This window comes from Polaromonas glacialis (assembly GCF_000709345.1).
GTDB classification, from domain to species: Bacteria; Pseudomonadota; Gammaproteobacteria; order Burkholderiales; family Burkholderiaceae_C; genus Polaromonas; species Polaromonas glacialis.
Genome location: NZ_KL448323.1, coordinates 3,066,516 through 3,082,354, shown reverse-complemented (window position 1 = coordinate 3,082,354; position 15,839 = coordinate 3,066,516). Strand labels below are relative to the sequence as shown.

The window sequence follows — 15,839 nt, the reverse complement described above, 5'->3', positions numbered from 1 at the left end:
AGCGTAGTGCAAACATTAAACCGTACACGGGCAAGTTCTTTATCTGGAGATAAAAATGGCAAAAGAGAAATTTTCGCGGACCAAGCCGCACGTCAACGTCGGCACGATCGGCCACGTCGACCATGGCAAGACCACGCTGACGGCGGCAATCGCCACCGTGCTGGCGGCCAAGTTCGGCGGCGAAGCCAAGGCCTACGACCAAATTGACGCGGCTCCGGAAGAAAAAGCGCGCGGCATCACCATCAACACCGCCCACGTCGAGTACGAAACGGCCTCCCGCCACTATGCGCACGTTGACTGCCCAGGCCACGCCGATTATGTGAAGAACATGATCACCGGTGCTGCCCAGATGGACGGCGCTATTCTTGTTTGTTCGGCCGCTGACGGCCCGATGCCCCAGACGCGCGAGCACATCCTGCTGGCCCGCCAAGTCGGCGTGCCTTACATCATCGTGTTCCTGAACAAGTGCGACATGGTGGACGATGCCGAACTGCTCGAACTCGTTGAAATGGAAGTGCGCGAGCTGCTCGACAAGTACGATTTCCCCGGTGACGACACCCCGATCATCCACGGCTCGGCCAAGCTCGCCCTCGAAGGCGACAAGGGTCCGCTGGGCGAAGAAGCCATCATGAAGCTGGCCGACGCACTGGACAACTACATTCCCCTGCCAGAGCGCGCTGTCGACGGCGCCTTCCTGATGCCCGTGGAAGACGTGTTCTCGATCTCCGGCCGCGGCACCGTGGTGACCGGCCGTATCGAGCGCGGCATCATCAAGGTCGGCGAGGAAATCGAGATCGTCGGCATTGCCGACACGCAAAAGACGATTTGCACCGGCGTGGAAATGTTCCGCAAGCTGCTCGACCAGGGCCAGGCGGGCGACAACGTCGGCATCTTGCTGCGCGGCACCAAGCGTGAAGACGTGCAGCGCGGCCAGGTGCTGTGCAAGCCCGGTTCGATCAAGCCGCACACGCACTTCACCGGCGAGATCTATGTCCTGTCCAAGGACGAAGGCGGCCGCCACACGCCCTTCTTCAACAACTACCGCCCACAGTTCTACTTCCGCACGACGGACGTAACCGGCGCGATCGAGTTACCAGAAGGCAAGGAAATGGTCATGCCAGGCGACAACGTGTCGATCACCGTCAAGCTGATCAACCCGATTGCCATGGAAGAAGGCCTGCGTTTCGCCATCCGCGAAGGCGGCCGTACCGTGGGCGCTGGCGTTGTGGCCAAGATCCTCGCGTAATTCCCCAGAACAACCCAAGGAATTACAATGGCCACCAAGCAAAAAATCCGCATCCGTCTCAAAGCGTTTGACTACAAACTGATTGACCAGTCAGCCGCCGAGATCGTTGACACTGCCAAGCGCACCGGCGCGATTGTCAAGGGCCCCGTGCCTTTGCCAACCCGCATGAAGCGTTTCGACATCCTGCGTTCGCCCCACGTCAACAAGACGAGCCGCGACCAGTTGGAAATCCGCACGCACCAGCGCCTGATGGACATCGTTGACCCCACCGACAAGACCGTCGATGCGTTGATGAAGCTCGACCTGCCCGCTGGCGTGGACGTCGAGATCAAGCTGCAGTAAGCGAAAAACGAAGCGGCCTGCAGGTTGGGTGAAAATCCAACACCGGCCACTTCAATTTCTTCTGTCTAGCGCAGATTTGCCATTTATGGCAGTCTGCGCTATACTTTTGGGCTGTCCTAAATTCGCTGTAAAAAACACGTAAATTTGGGAGCAGTTTTATTAACAGTCTTTCACATCAAAACGCTTGCCACCAATTGAAGTGGCAACGGTGAAAGTTACGAAAGAACACATCATGAGTCTGAGCAACTCCCTCGGGTTGCTGGGCCGCAAGGTTGGCATGATGCGTCTGTTCACTGATGATGGGGACACAGTTCCTGTCACGGTGGTGGACGTATCCAACAACCGCGTGACCCAGGTTAAAACCGAAGCAAATGACGGCTACGATGCCCTCCAAGTGGCATTCGGTTCGCGCAAAGCATCGCGCGTGACCAAGCCGGCCGCTGGCCACCTTGCGAAAGCAGGCGTTGAAGCTGGTGAAATCCTGAAAGAATTCCGCGTGACGGCTGACGTTGCAGGAAAATACGCCGCTGGTGCTGTTGTACCCGCTGCCGATATTTTCGCTGTGGGCCAACTGGTGGACGTGCAGGGCACTTCCATTGGTAAAGGCTTTGCCGGCACCATCAAGCGTCACAACATGAAGTCGCAGCGCGCGTCGCACGGTAACAGCCGTTCGCACAACGTTCCCGGCTCCATTGGCATGGCGCAGGATCCCGGTCGCGTGTTTCCTGGTAAACGCATGACGGGCCACATGGGCGACTGCACCATCACCACGCAAAACCTCGACATCGTGCGCATTGACGAAGCTAGGCAACTGCTGATGATTCGCGGCGCTGTACCTGGTTCCAAAGGCGGTTTTGTGACGGTTCGTGCCGCCATCAAGGCCAAATCAACCGCTGCTAAAGGAGCGAACTGATGCAGGTCGAACTCCTGAATGACCAGGGTCTGTCATCGTCCAAAGTGGACGTGTCCGACACCGTTTTTGGTCGCGAATACAACGAAAGCCTGATTCATCAGGTGATCGTGGCCTTCCAGGCCAATGCCCGCCAGGGCACACGTGCCCAGAAGGACCGTGAGCAGGTTCGTCACTCGACCAAGAAGCCTTTTAAACAAAAGGGCACTGGCCGCGCACGTGCAGGTATGACGTCTTCCCCGCTGTGGCGCGGAGGCGGTCGCATCTTCCCGAACATGCCTGATGAAAACTTCACGCACAAGATCAACAAGAAAATGTATCGCGCCGGCATGGCGTCGATCTTTTCGCAGCTGGCGCGCGAAGGCCGCCTAGCGGTGGTCGATTCGCTGACCGTGGATTCACCCAAGACGAAAGTCCTGGCTGACAAATTCAAGGCCATGAACCTCAACTCGGTGCTGGTGATTGCTGATCAGGTTGACGAAAACCTGTACCTGGCATCGCGCAACCTGGTCAACATCCTGGTTGTCGAGCCCCGCTATGCCGACCCGCTGTCGCTGGTGCACTACAAGAAGGTGCTCGTGACCAAGGCCGCCATGGACCAACTCAAGGAGATGTTCGCATGAGCGCAGCCAACAAATTCAATAGTACCCGTGTCAAGTTTGACGAAGGTCGTCTGATGCAGGTGCTGGTCGCTCCCATCGTGTCCGAAAAGGCCACGATGATTGCGGAAAAATCCAATTCGGTCACTTTCAAGGTCCTGCAGGACGCTACCAAATTTGAAATCAAGGCCGCTGTGCAATTGATGTTCAAGGTAGATGTCAAGGCAGTGGCAGTCGTGAACATCAAAGGCAAGACCAAGCGCTTTGGCAAGTCTGTAGGCCGCCGGGACAACCTGCGCAAAGCCTACGTGACGCTGCAGGCCGGTCAAGAGCTGAACCTCGGTGGGGAGTCCGCATAATGGCCGTCATTAAGATGAAACCCACCTCGCCGGGTATGCGCGGCATGGTGAAGATCTCCCGGGATCACCTGCACAAGGGTGAGCCTTATGCGCCGCTGCTGGAGCCTCAGTTCCAGAAGTCCGGCCGTAACAACAACGGGCACATCACGGTTCGCCACAAGGGCGGTGGTCACAAGCACCACTACCGCGTGGTTGACTTCAAGCGCAACAAGGACGCCATTCCGGCCAAGGTCGAACGTATTGAGTACGACCCCAACCGCACGGCCCACATTGCACTGATCTGCTACGCCGACGGCGAACGCGCCTACATCATCGCCCCCCGTGGCCTTGAAGTCGGCGCCACGATCCTGAGCGGCTCGGAAGCACCCATCCGTGTCGGCAACACGCTGCCTATCCGCAACATTCCGGTCGGCTCCACGATCCACTGCATCGAGATGCAAATCGGCAAGGGCGCGCAAATCGCACGTTCCGCTGGCACATCCGCCACGCTGCTGGCCCGTGAAGGCACCTACGCCCAAGTGCGCATGCGCTCCGGTGAAGTTCGCAAGATCCACATCGAGTGCCGCGCCACCATCGGTGAAGTCGCCAACGAAGAGCACAGCCTGCGCCGTCTCGGCAAGGCCGGTGTCAAGCGCTGGATGGGTATTCGTCCAACCGTTCGCGGTGTCGTCATGAACCCGGTCGATCACCCACACGGTGGCGGCGAAGGCAAGACCGGCGAAGGTCGCCATCCTGTCGATCCATGGGGTAACCTGACCAAGGGCTACCGCACCCGCAACAACAAGCGCACGCAAGTGATGATTGTTTCGCGTCGCAAGAAGTAAGGCTAACCCATGACACGTTCACTCAAAAAAGGTCCATTTGTTGACCTTCATCTGGTAGCCAAAGCCGACAAGGCCGTTGCCAACAAAGACAAAAAGCCGATCAAGACCTGGTCGCGCCGCTCCATGATCCTGCCCGAGTTCATCGGCCTGACCATCGCCGTGCATAACGGCAAGCAGCACGTCCCTGTCTACATCACCGATCAAATGGTTGGCCACAAGCTGGGCGAGTTCGCACTCACCCGGACTTTCAAAGGTCATCCGGCTGACAAAAAAGTTGTGAGAAAGTAAGGAAAGACCATGGAAACACGTGCAACCCTCCGGGGCGTTCGTCTGTCGGTCGACAAGGGCCGTCTGGTCGCTGACCTGATCCGCGGCAAGAAAGTGGATCAAGCACTCAACATCCTGAACTTCACGCAGAAAAAAGCTGCTGGAATCATCAAGAAGGTTGTGGAGTCCGCCATCGCCAACGCTGAACACAACGACGGTGCCGACATCGACGAGTTGAGGGTGAAAACCATCTACGTCGAGCAAGGCGCCACGCTCAAGCGTTTCTCCGCGCGCGCCAAAGGCCGCGGCAACAGCATCAGCAAGCCTACGTGCCATGTGTACGTGGTCGTTGGCAACTAAGGACAGCAGGACATGGGACAAAAAATCAACCCAACCGGTTTCCGGCTGTCAATCAGCCGCAACTGGTCCAGCCGCTGGTACGCCAACAACCGTGACTTCGCCGGCATGCTGGCCGAAGACATCAAGGTGCGCGAGTACCTGAAGAAAAAGCTGAAGAATGCTGCGGTTTCGCGCGTTCTGATCGAGCGTCCCGCCAAGAATGCCCGCATCACGATTTTCTCGGCTCGTCCGGGCGTCGTGATCGGCAAAAAAGGCGAGGACATCGAAGCCCTGAAGAAGGAACTGAGCCGCCAGCTGGGTGTGCCGGTTGCCGTGAACATCGAAGAAGTTCGCAAGCCTGAAATTGATGCCAAGCTGATCGCCGACAGCATCACCCAACAGCTTGAGAAACGCATCATGTTCCGCCGCGCCATGAAGCGCGCCATGCAAAACGCCATGCGTCTGGGTGCCCTGGGCATCAAGATCATGTCGTCGGGCCGCCTGAACGGCATTGAAATCGCGCGTTGCGAGTGGTACCGCGAAGGTCGCGTGCCCCTTCACACGCTGCGCGCCGACATCGACTACGGCACCTCCGAAGCACAGACCACCTACGGCATCATCGGTGTCAAGGTCTGGGTCTACAAGGGTGACACGCTCGGCCGCAACGACGGCACGGGCGCCAAGATGGTCGAGGTCGCTGACGAAGAACGCAAGCCGCGCGGCCCGCGTCGTGATGCCCGTCCTGGTGACCGTCCTGACCGTGGAGCGCCTCGCGGCGCACCGCGCGCCCCGCGCAGCGCAGTCGGTGGCAACACCGCACCGGCTGACGGCAGCGACAAGCCGGCTGAGGCGTCTGGCGCCGAAGCCCCGAACAACACCGTTAAGCGCGTCCGCAAAGCCGCGCCAGCTGCAGCAGCTGACGGTGCCAAGACCGAGTAATCGGTCTACTAACGGAGAATATAAATGCTGCAACCCGCTCGCAGAAAATACCGCAAAGAGCAAAAAGGCCGTAACACGGGTGTCGCCACCCGTGGCAACACCGTTGCATTTGGTGACTTCGGTCTCAAGTGCACCGACCGTGGCCGCCTGACCGCTCGCCAACTCGAAGCCGCACGCCGTGCGATTTCCCGTCACGTCAAACGTGGCGGCCGTATCTGGATCCGTGTCTTCCCGGACAAGCCGATTTCCCAAAAGCCTGCTGAAGTGCGCATGGGTAACGGTAAAGGCAATCCAGAGTACTACGTGGCTGAAATCCAGCCCGGCAAGATCGTTTTCGAAATTGTCGGCGTGACTGAAGAACTGGCTAGAGAAGCGTTCCGCCTGGCGTCCGCCAAGCTGCCGCTGCGCACCACGTTCGTCAGCCGCATGATCGGCCAGTAATCAGGAGAATGAAGAAATGAACACTACTGAACTGCGCCAAAAAGACGTTGACGGCTTGAGAGCCGAAGTCAAAGAGCTGCAAAAAGCCCACTTTGGCCTGCGTATGCAAAAAGCCACGCAGCAACTGACCAACACCGCCACGCTGCGCTCGACGCGCCGTGTCATCGCCCGCGCCAAGACCATCCTGGCCGAAACCATCGTCAAGCAAGGAGCAAAATAATGACGGAAGTTAAAAAATCCCTCAAGCGCACCTTGATTGGCAAGGTGGTCAGCGACAAGCGCGCCAAGACCGTCACGGTTCTGGTCGAACGCCGCGTGAAGCATGAGCTCTACGGCAAGATCGTGTCCCTGTCGAGCAAGTACCACGCCCATGACGAAAAGGGCGAGTTCAAGACAGGCGACGTGATCGAGATCACCGAGAGCCGTCCGATCTCCAAGACCAAGAACTGGGTTGTGACCCGTCTGGTGCAAAAGGCCGGAATCGTCTAAGTCGCAGGACTCTGGCGTGATGCCCTCGAAAAAAGGCCCACTGTGTGGGCCTTTTTTGTGGGCCTCTAGCAGCAATGCCACGCTGGCCCGGTTTCAAAGACCATAGTGGCGCGGCACTTGCTGCGCTAGGACAAAATGGCGTCGCAACGTGATTTTTCGTTGAAACCAAAACCAGGAGCATCCATGATTAAAGTAGGCGACACCCTTCCAGCAGCCACGTTGATGGAGTATGTCGAAGTTGAAGGCAACGGCTGCAGCCTGGGCCCGAATCCGGTCGATGTGGCGCAGGCCAGTGCCGGCAAGACGATCGCCCTGTTTGCCGTGCCAGGCGCTTTCACGCCGACCTGTTCGGCCAGGCATGTACCCGGTTATGTGGCGAAGTTCGCTGAATTCAAGGCCGCTGGCGTTGATGAAATCTGGTGCCTGAGCGTGAACGATGCGTTTGTGATGGGCGCCTGGGCGCGCGACCAGAAAACCGACAGCAAGGTACGCATGCTGGCCGATGGCGATGCCGCCTTTGCCAAGGCCACCGGCCTGACGCTGGACCTCAACGGCAAGGGACTGGGCCTGCGCAGCAACCGCTACTCGATGCTGGTCAGGGACGGCAAGGTCGTGAGCCTCAATGTCGAAGGCCCGGGCAAGTTTGAAGTCAGCGATGCCGAAACGCTGCTGGCCCAGGCCACTGCCTGACATCGGTCTGCTTCGCCAAGCCGCCTTTCTTGAAAAAGGCGGCTTTTTTCATGGCCAATGCTTTTGTCCAAGATGGCCTGAATTCCAGGAATTTACTATGCTTTTAATAGCTGTCTGTGCACTGTAGACGCGCGTAAAAGCCATTTTTCGTTTGAATTCTGGCTATAAATCGACCTTCAGGTAGTGGGCACCGGCCACGGGATTGTGATAGTAGGGCGGAATGTCCTCAAAGCCCAGTTCGGCATACAGCGCCCGGGCCGACTCCATGTCGTCCAGGGTATCGAGCAGCACGCTCTGGTAGCCCGCCATGCGCGCCATGTCCAGCATTGCTTCGGCCAGTTGCCGGCCCAGGCCAAAGCGGCGAAACGCCTTGCGCACATACAGCCGCTTCATTTCGGCGACATTCGGATAGTCCACCGAATCCAGGGCGCGCAGACCGCAGCAGCCGGCGATTTCACCATCCACCAGTGCCAGCAGCAAGGCGCCTCGGGGTTCGCTGTATTCACCCGGCAGGTCGGCCAGTTCAGCATCGAAATTCTGAAAGCACAGGTCGATGCCCAACTGCGTGGCGTATTCGGTGAAGATCTGCCGCGTGGCGGCCAGTAGCTCGTGAGAGTTGGGCGTGATGAACTGGAGGGTGGGTCGTGGCACGGTGTGGCTTGGAGGGAAATCGGCCACCAGTTTAGCGCGATGCCATGGATGGGCTTTTCAGAACGCGGCGCTTTCCAGCGTGGAAACCCAATAGCTCAGTCCCGCGCACAGCATGAAGACCAGCAGCGCCGCCGTGCGCGACACCAGGTCATCGCGCGAGGCGGGCACCGGCCGCACCACTTCCTTGTCGCCGTGCAGCATCGCCTGCACCAGCTTGTGCTTGCGCAAGAGGTAGAACACGATGGCCGCGATGTGCAGCGCCACCAGGCCCAGCAGTATCCATTTGCCAATGTTGGCATGGTAGTTGGTGGCCAGGCCGACCGTGGCATTGGAGACGAAGGCCGTCAGCGGTCCGGCGAAGGCAATCTCGTCGTCGCTGATCAGGCCGCTGCCGACCTGAAGCGCGAGGAACCCCAGCATTGCAAAGACCGACAGGGCGCCGACCGGGGTGTGGCCCACGCCGTGCTCGGGCTTGCCCTTGCCCTTGAGGTAGTCGATGAGGCTTTGCGGCGCATAGATGAAGGCGCCAAAACGTGACCAGCGGCCACCTACCAGCCCCCAGACGATGCGAAACAGCAGCAGTGCGAGCACCGCATAGCCAAAGCGGAAATGCCAGACCATGGCGTTTCCGCCGACCGTGCCGCTGATGGCCAGTCCGGTGATGCCGGTGGTCAGTGCCCAGTGGAAAAGCCGCGTCGGCAAGTCCCAGACGCGTACCTTGGTCAATGTCTTGTTGTTGTACATCCGTATCCGATTCATTTTCTTGCAGGGAAGGCGCGCCCGGTTGAACGCTGGGCGGTTGGTGCTTTCCCGCAGCCGGGAAGTTCCAGCGGAACTTGTCGGCACTGGCTAAACTCCAGCAGTCCGGCAACAAGCGTAACAGTGTTGCCGTTCTGCCCACTTTTGAAAAAGCACAAGGAATCTCATGAAAATTTTCGCCTGTCTGGCCGCTGCGGCCACCTTGCTGGCCATGGCCGCTCCGGCCTCGGCCCAGTTCGCCAAGCCTGAAGATGCCGTCAAATACCGCCAGAGCGCGCTGTCCGTCATGGGCACGCATTTTGGCCGCCTCGGCGCCATGGCCAACGGCAAGGTGCCGTTCGATGCCAAGGTGGCTGCGGAGAATGCCCAGCTGGTCGCCGTGATGGCCAGGCTGCCATGGGCCGGTTTCGGTCCCGGCACCGACAAGGACTCCCGCAGCAAAGCCATGTCCGAAGTCTGGACCGAGCAGGCCAAGTTCAAGTCCGAAGGCGACACTCTGGTGGCTGAGGCCGACAAGCTTGCCGCCGCCACCAAGACCGGCAACCTTGAAGCCCTGAAGACCTCGTTCGCGGCAACGGCCAACACCTGCAAGTCGTGCCACGACGCCTTCCGGAACAAGTAAGCCCCCACGGTCGTTCGCTTCGCGTAACTCCCTGCCCCCCGAGGGGGCCGCAGAAATTGAGCCCCACAGTCGATTCGCTTCGCGTAACTCCTTGCCCCCGAGGGGCCGCTGCGCCTGCGGTCTGGCGAAGCCAGTCCCGCGGCCCCTGCTGGGTGAAGAGTGCCTGCGATAGCATTCTGTGGGTTCGATAAAAAGGCCGGCCCCTTGCGGAGCCGGCCTTTTTCATGGGCGCTTGAAGTGAGGCGGTTCAGGTCTCGGCCAGCAGCTTTTCAATCAGCTGGTGCAGCGCGGTAAAGTCCGGCTCGCCGACAAACTGCTTGACGATCTGGCCGCGCTTGTTGACCAGGAAGGTCGTGGGCGTCAGCTGCACGTCGCCCCAGGCCTTGGCATTGGCGCCGGTGTTGTCGATGGCGACCTTGAACGGCAGCTTCCGGGTTTCTGCGTAATTGACGACGTAGGCTGGCGGGTCGTAGCGCATGGCAATGGCCAGCGTGTCGTAGCCCTGGGCCCGGTATTTGTTGTGGGTGGAAATGAGCTTGGGCATTTCGGCCACGCAGGTCACGCAGCTGGTCGCCCAGAAATTCACCAGCGTGACCTTGCCCTTCAGGTCGGCCGTGGTCTGCTTGCTGCCGTCGAGCAGCACGAAGGTTGACTCGGGCGCGGGCTGCGCGCCGCTGCAGCCCGCCAGGTACGCTGCCCCCCCGAACGCCAGTGCGCCCGCCAGCACCATGCGGCATACTGCCACGGGAGAAATTCTTTTCATTGGAGACCTCTTCATGCAACGTCGAAATTTTAACCAGGCAGGTGCCGGCGTGCTGGGCCTGCTGATTCTGGCGACCTACGGCCAGGCCCATGCCCTGTCGCTTGGCGACCTGAGCAACGCCGAAGCCGGCAGCGGCCTGAAAACCGCGCTGGAAAAAGGCGTTTTGGCGGCCGTTGCCCTGCTCGGCAAGCCTGATGGATTCCTGGGCAACCCAAAAGTTCGCATCCCTTTGCCCGGCTACCTGGAAGACGCGTCAAGACTGCTGAAGAATTTTGGGCAGGGCCGGCGCATCGATGAGCTGGTCACGGCCATCAACCGCGCCGCCGAATCGGCCGTGCCGATGGGCAAGGACCTGCTGGTGGGCGCCGTGCGCGCCATGAATGTCAACGACGCCAAGAACATCCTGACCGGCGGCGACACCTCGGTCACGGCCTTTTTTGCCGAAAAGACGCGTGCGCCGCTGGGCGTGAAATTCCTGCCGGTGGTCAACCGGGCGACGGAAAAGGTCGGCCTGGCCAGCAAGTACAACGAATTCGCCGGCAAGGCGGCCGGCTTCGGCCTGGTGAAAAAGGAAGACGCCAACATCCAGCAGTACGTGACTGGCAAGACGCTCGACGGCCTGTACCTGGTGATTGGCGAGGAGGAAAGGAAAATCCGCCAGGACCCGGTCGGCACCGGCAGCGCCATTTTGCAGAAGGTGTTTGGCGCGCTGAAATAGGGCGGCGCGGAAAAATATGGGTTAAATTGGCAGTTTGCGCACGTGCAGCGGGCGTAAGCAGCTATTAAAAACAGAGCGACTGCCCGGCGCTCAGGCTGTGCCGCATCAGCCGGCTGAGCAAGCATAAAAACCGCATAAGCTTGCAACCCAGCCGCATTGGACCACCGCTACCCGGCCTGTTAGGCTCGAACTTTTTTGCACAGGAAAACAATGAAAATCGAGACCATCGCCGTTCACGGCGGCTACACGCCCGACCCCACCACCAAAGCCGTCGCGGTGCCGATCTACCAGACGGTGGCTTATGCGTTTGACGACACGCAGCATGGCGCCGACCTGTTCGACCTGAAGGTGGCGGGCAACATCTACAGCCGCATCATGAACCCGACCAATGCGGTGCTGGAGGCGCGCATGACGGCGCTCGAAGGCGGCATTGGCGCGCTGGCGGTGGCCTCGGGCATGGCGGCGATTGCCTATGCCATCCAGACCATCACCGAAACCGGCGACAACATCGTCGCCTCGTCGGCGCTCTACGGCGGCACCTACAACCTGTTCGCCCACACCTTTCCGCAAATGGGCATCGAGGTGCGTTTTGCCGACCCGCGCGACCCGGCCTCGTTCGCGCCGCTGATCGACGCGCGCACCAAGGCGGTGTTCTGCGAATCGGTCGGCAATCCGCTGGGCAACGTGACCGACATCGCCGCGCTGGCGGCTGTGGCGCATGCCGGCGGCGTGCCGCTGATCGTTGACAACACCGTGTCCAGCCCCTACCTGTGCCGCCCGTTCGAGCATGGCGCCGACATCGTGGTGCATGCGCTCACCAAGTACCTGGGCGGCCACGGCACCACGCTGGGCGGCGTGATCGTTGACAGCGGCAAGTTCCCGTGGGCCGAGCACAAGGCGCGCTTCAAGCGCCTGAACGAGCCCGACGTGAGCTACCACGGCGTGGTGTACACCGAGGCGCTGGGCGCCGCCGCCTACATCGGCCGGGCGCGCGTGGTGCCGCTGCGCAACATGGGCGCGGCGCTGAGCGCCATGGCGGCGTTCCAGATCCTGCAGGGCATCGAGACGCTGGCGCTGCGCATGGACCGCATCTGCGACAACGCGCTGGCCATCGCCTATTTCCTGAAGAACCATCCGAAGGTGGCCTGGGTCAACTACGCCGGCCTGCCCGAGCACCGCGACCATGCGCTGGTGCAAAAGTACATGGCCGGCAAGGCGTCGGGCATCGTCAGCTTTGGCGTGAAGTCGGCGGTCGATGCCATGGCGGCCGGTTCGCGCTTTCAGGATGCGCTGCAGCTGTTTACGCGCCTGGTCAATATCGGCGATGCCAAGTCGCTGGCCTGCCACCCGGCTTCCACCACGCACCGCCAGCTCAATGCGGCTGAACTGGCCAAAGCCGGCGTGAGCGTGGACATGGTTCGGCTGTCGGTCGGCATCGAGCACATCGACGACCTGCTGGCCGACCTGGAGCAGGCGCTGGCGGCGGTCTGATGCCCGGCCCCGACCGCGACCGGGGCTGGGAGCGGTTGGGCGCTGACAAGGTACACGCGCTGCCAGAGCGCAAGGCGCTGCAACTCAGCATTGCCCACCCCGGCCCGTCGGATGCTTCCTACTTTTCAAAGGCCCCAATGCCGACGGCCGGGCCGATGGACCGGCTTGCACACTTGAGTTTCCTTTTTTCCAACAACCTCAGGAAACCCATGCCCAACAATCCAGACAATCCCCAGGATATGGACAGCCGCAGCCAGCGCCAGGCTTCCGGCCGTCGCGGCTTTGCCTCCATGGACCCGGAGCGCCAGCGCCAGATCGCCAGCCGGGGCGGCAAGGCGGCCCACGCTAGCGGCAATGCGCACCAGTTCAATGCCACCGAAGCCCGCGAAGCCGGACGCAAGGGCGGGCTGGCCGGCCGGCGAAACCCGGGCTCCCAGCAGGAGCCCTGAACCGCCGGGAAGGCCCGCAGTTCCAACCGCAGTTCTGCGGGGGCAGTTTGAAAGACATCGGCGCGATGTTGCTGAAGTGCAACATGCCGCGCCTGCTGACGACGTGATTTGTTGATCTATCGCAAGCTTGCGTTGCGCGCAGGTGCGGGCTTGCCAGCCTTTGCGCCATGTCAAACATGGCAGGGGTCCCGGGCGCGTCCAATAAGTGTTGGGAATGTTCCCTGCCCTTTATTCGCTGCCCATCATGAAAAAACAACTCATCGCCGCCGCCATTTTGTCCACCCTGCTGTCGGGTGCCGCTTTCGCCCAGCAAACCACCGAAGGCCCGTGGATGGTGCGCGCTCGTGCGGTGCATCTGAACAGCGACAACGGCGGCAGCACCAATCTGGCGGGTGTGGGTGATTTGGGCCTTTCCATGAACAATAAGTGGATGCCCGAAGTGGACGTCAGCTATTTCTTCAGCCCGAACGTGGCGGTTGAACTGATTCTCACGGTGCCGCAAAAACAGACCCTGACTTCCAGCAAGCTGGGCAAGGTTGGCACCTTCAAGCACCTGCCGCCTACGCTGCTGGCGCAGTACCACTTTCCGATGAATGGTTTCAAGCCTTACGTGGGCGCCGGCATCAACTACACGCGTTTCAGTTCCGTGGATCTGCTTCCCGGCGTCACCATGGACAAGGACAGCTGGGGCGGAGCCCTGCAGGTCGGCGTGGACATTCCGCTGAGCAAGAGCCTGTACCTCAACCTTGATCTGAAAAAAGTCATGATCCGTACCGATGTGAAGGTGGCGGGCAACAAGATCGGCGACTTCAAGGCCGACCCGCTGCTGGTTGGTGTGGGCTTGGGCTGGCGCTTCTAAGTTCTGCGGCCCCTTCACAGAATAATATAAAAAGCCCTGTCGCGTATTGACGCGACAGGGCTTTTTTGCTGCCGGCTTCAAGCCTTGCATGGCCTCGGCCCGCACCCTGCGCGCCGCGACCGGCAAGCCAAGCGGCTAGACTGCCCGGCATGCAGCCTTCTTCCGACCTTCAACAGCAGCTGGACTCCGTCGAGGATGCCCTGCGGCGCACCCGGCTGCGCACCATGCAGCGGATGGCGGGCGGCCTGCTGCTGCTGGCGTTTCTTGTGTTTTGCCTGGCCCGCAGCCTGCTCGGGCTTCATCCTGCCTGGGGTTATGTGTCGGCCTTCGCCGAAGCGGCCATGGTCGGCGCGGTGGCCGACTGGTTTGCCGTCGTGGCGCTGTTTCGCCATCCGCTGGGGATTCCGGTGTGGCACACGGCGATCATTCCGAACAGCAAGGACGACATCGGCCGCAACCTCGGGCAGTTCGTCGAAAGCCATTTCATCACCGAGCAAGGCATTGCCGAGCGCATCCGCCAGGCCAATCCCGCCGGCCTGCTGGGCGCCTGGCTGCTGGCGCCCGGCCATTCAGCGCAGCTGGGGCTGGCCATGGCCAAGGCCGCGCGGGTGGTGCTCAATGCGCTGGACCATGAGGCCATGGGCCTGCTGGTCCAGGGTGCGGCCACCCGGCAGCTGTCGCAGTTCGACATTGCTGCGACTGCGGGCAAACTGCTGGACCTGCTGATGGCCGGGGGCAGCCACCAGCAATTGCTCGACAGCGTGCTGCGCGAACTCTCCAGCTACCTCGACGAGGAAAAAAACCAGCAGCAGGCCATCGACTTCCTGATTGCCGCGTTCGGCGTCGAGAACGTGTTCTACAAGGTGGGAACCGCCGCGATAGGCCCCCGGGCGCTGCGTTCGCTGGCCAGGTCAGCCCATGAAGTCTTGCTGGACCCGGCCCATCCGGCTAGGGCACGTTTCACGAACTGGCTGCAGGAGTTTGTGCTGCACCTGAAAGACGATCCGGCATGGCATGAATTCATCGCCCGGCACCAGCAGGAAACCCTGGCGAGTGCGCGTGTCCAGGACTTGCTGGGCAGCCTGTGGGGCGTGCTCAGGGACCGGCTGCTCGATGACCTGGGCCGGGACGATCCGGCCACGGCCCGGCAGATTGCGATGCTGGCTGGCAAGGTCGGCGATGCGCTGGCGCACGACGAGCGGCTGGTCGAGGGGCTCAACCGCGCCATCGAATCGGGCAGCGTCCTGCTGGTGCGCAACCACCGGGGCGAGGTGGGGCAGTTCATTGAGACGCAACTGGCCCGCTGGAGCCGCGAGGAAATGAGCGACCGCATTGAACTGGCCATCGGGCGCGACCTGCAGTTCATCCGCATCAACGGCACGCTGGTCGGCGGGCTGGTGGGGCTGGCTATTTACTCGGCGACGCGGCTGCTGGGCTAGCGCACCCCCCTTTTCAGCCGGCAACGAATTATTTGCAGCCACTAACGCTTTCGGTTTCTGCTTTTTTGGGCTTTGGGCTTTGGTTGGGTTCTTTTGTGGTTTGAGGGGTGAGCGCCTTCCCGGCGGGGGGTAACTTTCTTTTCTGGCAAAAAAGAAAGTCACGGCGGATTCAAAGACCAAGTGCAACAGTAGGGATAAGGCCGGCTTTTGCCATGCTGGCATCGTCGTAGAACACCTCTGCAGCGCTGCGCCAGCCGAGGCTCTTTCGGGGGCGCGTATTGAGCTCCCAGGCCATCTCATCGAGCTCTCGCTGGGAGTACACGCCCAGGTCCGTGCCCTTGGGCAGGTACTGGCGCAGCAACCCGTTGGTGTTCTCGTTGAGGCCCCGTTGCCAGGGGCTGTGGGGGTCGCAAAAGTAGATTGTCATCCCGGTGTTGTCGGCCAGGCTTTTGTGCAGCGCCATCTCCTTGCCCTGGTCGTACGTCAGCGTCTGGCGCAACTCCTGCGGCAGCGCACAGAACGCCCTGGTGAAGCCGTCGAGCACGTCTGCAGCCTTGCTGCTGCCCAGTTTGACCATCATGGTGAACAGCGACTTCCTGCACACCAGCGTGCTCCAGCAGTCCGGCAACAAGCGTAACAGTGT

23 protein-coding genes are annotated in these 15,839 nt (G+C 60.8%); 19 read left to right on the top strand and 4 right to left on the bottom strand.

Translation table 11 applies throughout. The annotated features are described in order from the left end of the window. Positions 1 to 55 precede the first annotated feature (55 nt). The 13 genes from tuf (at position 56) to EC86_RS0115065 (ending at position 7,445) form a co-directional block, all read left to right on the top strand. A complete protein-coding gene (tuf, locus tag EC86_RS0115125) occupies positions 56 to 1,246 on the top strand; it encodes an elongation factor Tu (protein WP_029526562.1) in 1,191 nt (396 codons plus the stop codon). 27 nt (positions 1,247 to 1,273) lie between these two features. Then, positions 1,274 to 1,588: a 30S ribosomal protein S10 gene (rpsJ, locus tag EC86_RS0115120; RefSeq protein WP_007838118.1), complete on the top strand. Its 315-nt coding sequence runs from the start codon at positions 1,274 to 1,276 to the stop codon at positions 1,586 to 1,588. A 232-nt stretch (positions 1,589 to 1,820) separates the two neighbouring features. Continuing rightward, entirely contained in the window at positions 1,821 to 2,501 is a 681-nt protein-coding gene (rplC, locus tag EC86_RS0115115) for a 50S ribosomal protein L3 (RefSeq protein ID WP_029526561.1), read from the top strand. Then, complete coding sequence (gene rplD / locus EC86_RS0115110; protein WP_011799638.1) at positions 2,501 to 3,121, top strand: 50S ribosomal protein L4; 621 nt, start codon at positions 2,501 to 2,503, stop codon at positions 3,119 to 3,121. The genes rplC and rplD overlap by 1 nt, the downstream gene beginning before the upstream one ends. Continuing rightward, positions 3,118 to 3,456 (top strand): 50S ribosomal protein L23, encoded by a 339-nt coding sequence (rplW, locus tag EC86_RS0115105; protein ID WP_029526560.1) that lies wholly within the window; start codon positions 3,118 to 3,120, stop codon positions 3,454 to 3,456. Before rplD ends, rplW begins: the two co-directional genes overlap by 4 nt. Further along, positions 3,456 to 4,280 (top strand): 50S ribosomal protein L2, encoded by an 825-nt coding sequence (rplB, locus tag EC86_RS0115100; RefSeq protein ID WP_029526559.1) that lies wholly within the window; start codon positions 3,456 to 3,458, stop codon positions 4,278 to 4,280. The genes rplW and rplB overlap by 1 nt, the downstream gene beginning before the upstream one ends. Before the next feature lie 9 nt (positions 4,281 to 4,289). Beyond that, on the top strand, positions 4,290 to 4,568 hold the full coding sequence (gene rpsS, locus EC86_RS0115095) for a 30S ribosomal protein S19 (RefSeq protein ID WP_029526558.1): 279 nt from the start codon (positions 4,290 to 4,292) through the stop codon (positions 4,566 to 4,568). A 9-nt stretch (positions 4,569 to 4,577) separates the two neighbouring features. Continuing rightward, complete coding sequence (gene rplV / locus EC86_RS0115090) at positions 4,578 to 4,907, top strand: 50S ribosomal protein L22 (RefSeq protein ID WP_011799641.1); 330 nt, start codon at positions 4,578 to 4,580, stop codon at positions 4,905 to 4,907. A 12-nt stretch (positions 4,908 to 4,919) separates the two neighbouring features. Further along, entirely contained in the window at positions 4,920 to 5,825 is a 906-nt protein-coding gene (gene rpsC / locus EC86_RS0115085) for a 30S ribosomal protein S3 (protein ID WP_029526556.1), read from the top strand. Between the two features lie 24 nt (positions 5,826 to 5,849). After that, positions 5,850 to 6,266 (top strand): 50S ribosomal protein L16, encoded by a 417-nt coding sequence (gene rplP, locus EC86_RS0115080; protein WP_029526555.1) that lies wholly within the window; start codon positions 5,850 to 5,852, stop codon positions 6,264 to 6,266. Positions 6,267 to 6,282: 16 nt separating this feature from the next. Next, on the top strand, positions 6,283 to 6,486 hold the full coding sequence (gene rpmC, locus EC86_RS0115075) for a 50S ribosomal protein L29 (protein ID WP_029526554.1): 204 nt from the start codon (positions 6,283 to 6,285) through the stop codon (positions 6,484 to 6,486). Further along, a complete protein-coding gene (gene rpsQ, locus EC86_RS0115070) occupies positions 6,486 to 6,755 on the top strand; it encodes a 30S ribosomal protein S17 (RefSeq protein ID WP_029526553.1) in 270 nt (89 codons plus the stop codon). Before rpmC ends, rpsQ begins: the two co-directional genes overlap by 1 nt. Positions 6,756 to 6,938: 183 nt before the next feature. Then, positions 6,939 to 7,445, top strand: coding sequence for a peroxiredoxin (locus tag EC86_RS0115065; RefSeq protein ID WP_029526552.1), 507 nt, complete (start codon positions 6,939 to 6,941; stop codon positions 7,443 to 7,445). A gap of 162 nt (positions 7,446 to 7,607) precedes the next feature. Here EC86_RS0115065 and EC86_RS0115060 read toward each other — a convergent pair whose 3' ends face one another. Beyond that, positions 7,608 to 8,096: a GNAT family N-acetyltransferase gene (locus tag EC86_RS0115060; protein ID WP_029526550.1), complete on the bottom strand. Its 489-nt coding sequence runs from the start codon at positions 8,094 to 8,096 to the stop codon at positions 7,608 to 7,610. A gap of 57 nt (positions 8,097 to 8,153) precedes the next feature. After that, the gene (locus EC86_RS0115055) at positions 8,154 to 8,840 is read right to left on the bottom strand and encodes a cytochrome b/b6 domain-containing protein (RefSeq protein ID WP_029526548.1); all 687 of its coding nucleotides are present in this window, start codon (positions 8,838 to 8,840) and stop codon (positions 8,154 to 8,156) included. A gap of 181 nt (positions 8,841 to 9,021) precedes the next feature. Here EC86_RS0115055 and EC86_RS0115050 point away from each other — a divergent pair, with 181 nt between their 5' ends. Further along, the gene (locus EC86_RS0115050) at positions 9,022 to 9,477 is read left to right on the top strand and encodes a c-type cytochrome (protein ID WP_029526546.1); all 456 of its coding nucleotides are present in this window, start codon (positions 9,022 to 9,024) and stop codon (positions 9,475 to 9,477) included. A gap of 247 nt (positions 9,478 to 9,724) precedes the next feature. Here EC86_RS0115050 and EC86_RS0115045 read toward each other — a convergent pair whose 3' ends face one another. Beyond that, entirely contained in the window at positions 9,725 to 10,240 is a 516-nt protein-coding gene (locus EC86_RS0115045; RefSeq protein WP_029526544.1) for a TlpA family protein disulfide reductase, read from the bottom strand. Between the two features lie 13 nt (positions 10,241 to 10,253). On the opposite strand from EC86_RS0115045, the gene EC86_RS0115040 reads away from it, so the two are divergent. From EC86_RS0115040 to EC86_RS0115015, 5 genes are all read left to right on the top strand, one after another. Continuing rightward, positions 10,254 to 10,958, top strand: a complete 705-nt coding sequence (locus EC86_RS0115040) for a DUF4197 domain-containing protein (protein WP_029526543.1) — start codon at positions 10,254 to 10,256, stop codon at positions 10,956 to 10,958. Positions 10,959 to 11,168: 210 nt separating this feature from the next. Beyond that, positions 11,169 to 12,449 (top strand): O-acetylhomoserine aminocarboxypropyltransferase/cysteine synthase family protein, encoded by a 1,281-nt coding sequence (locus tag EC86_RS0115035; RefSeq protein WP_029526542.1) that lies wholly within the window; start codon positions 11,169 to 11,171, stop codon positions 12,447 to 12,449. Next, complete coding sequence (locus tag EC86_RS29955) at positions 12,449 to 12,898, top strand: con-10 family general stress protein (protein ID WP_232229905.1); 450 nt, start codon at positions 12,449 to 12,451, stop codon at positions 12,896 to 12,898. Before EC86_RS0115035 ends, EC86_RS29955 begins: the two co-directional genes overlap by 1 nt. Positions 12,899 to 13,142: 244 nt before the next feature. Beyond that, a complete protein-coding gene (locus EC86_RS0115025) occupies positions 13,143 to 13,757 on the top strand; it encodes an OmpW/AlkL family protein (RefSeq protein WP_029526538.1) in 615 nt (204 codons plus the stop codon). A gap of 149 nt (positions 13,758 to 13,906) precedes the next feature. After that, on the top strand, positions 13,907 to 15,196 hold the full coding sequence (locus EC86_RS0115015; protein WP_051675949.1) for a DUF445 domain-containing protein: 1,290 nt from the start codon (positions 13,907 to 13,909) through the stop codon (positions 15,194 to 15,196). 169 nt (positions 15,197 to 15,365) lie between these two features. Here the strand turns inward: EC86_RS0115015 and EC86_RS29950 are convergent. After that, a partial coding sequence (locus EC86_RS29950; RefSeq protein WP_408633903.1) for an IS30 family transposase occupies positions 15,366 to 15,839 on the bottom strand: 474 nt, incomplete at its 5' end.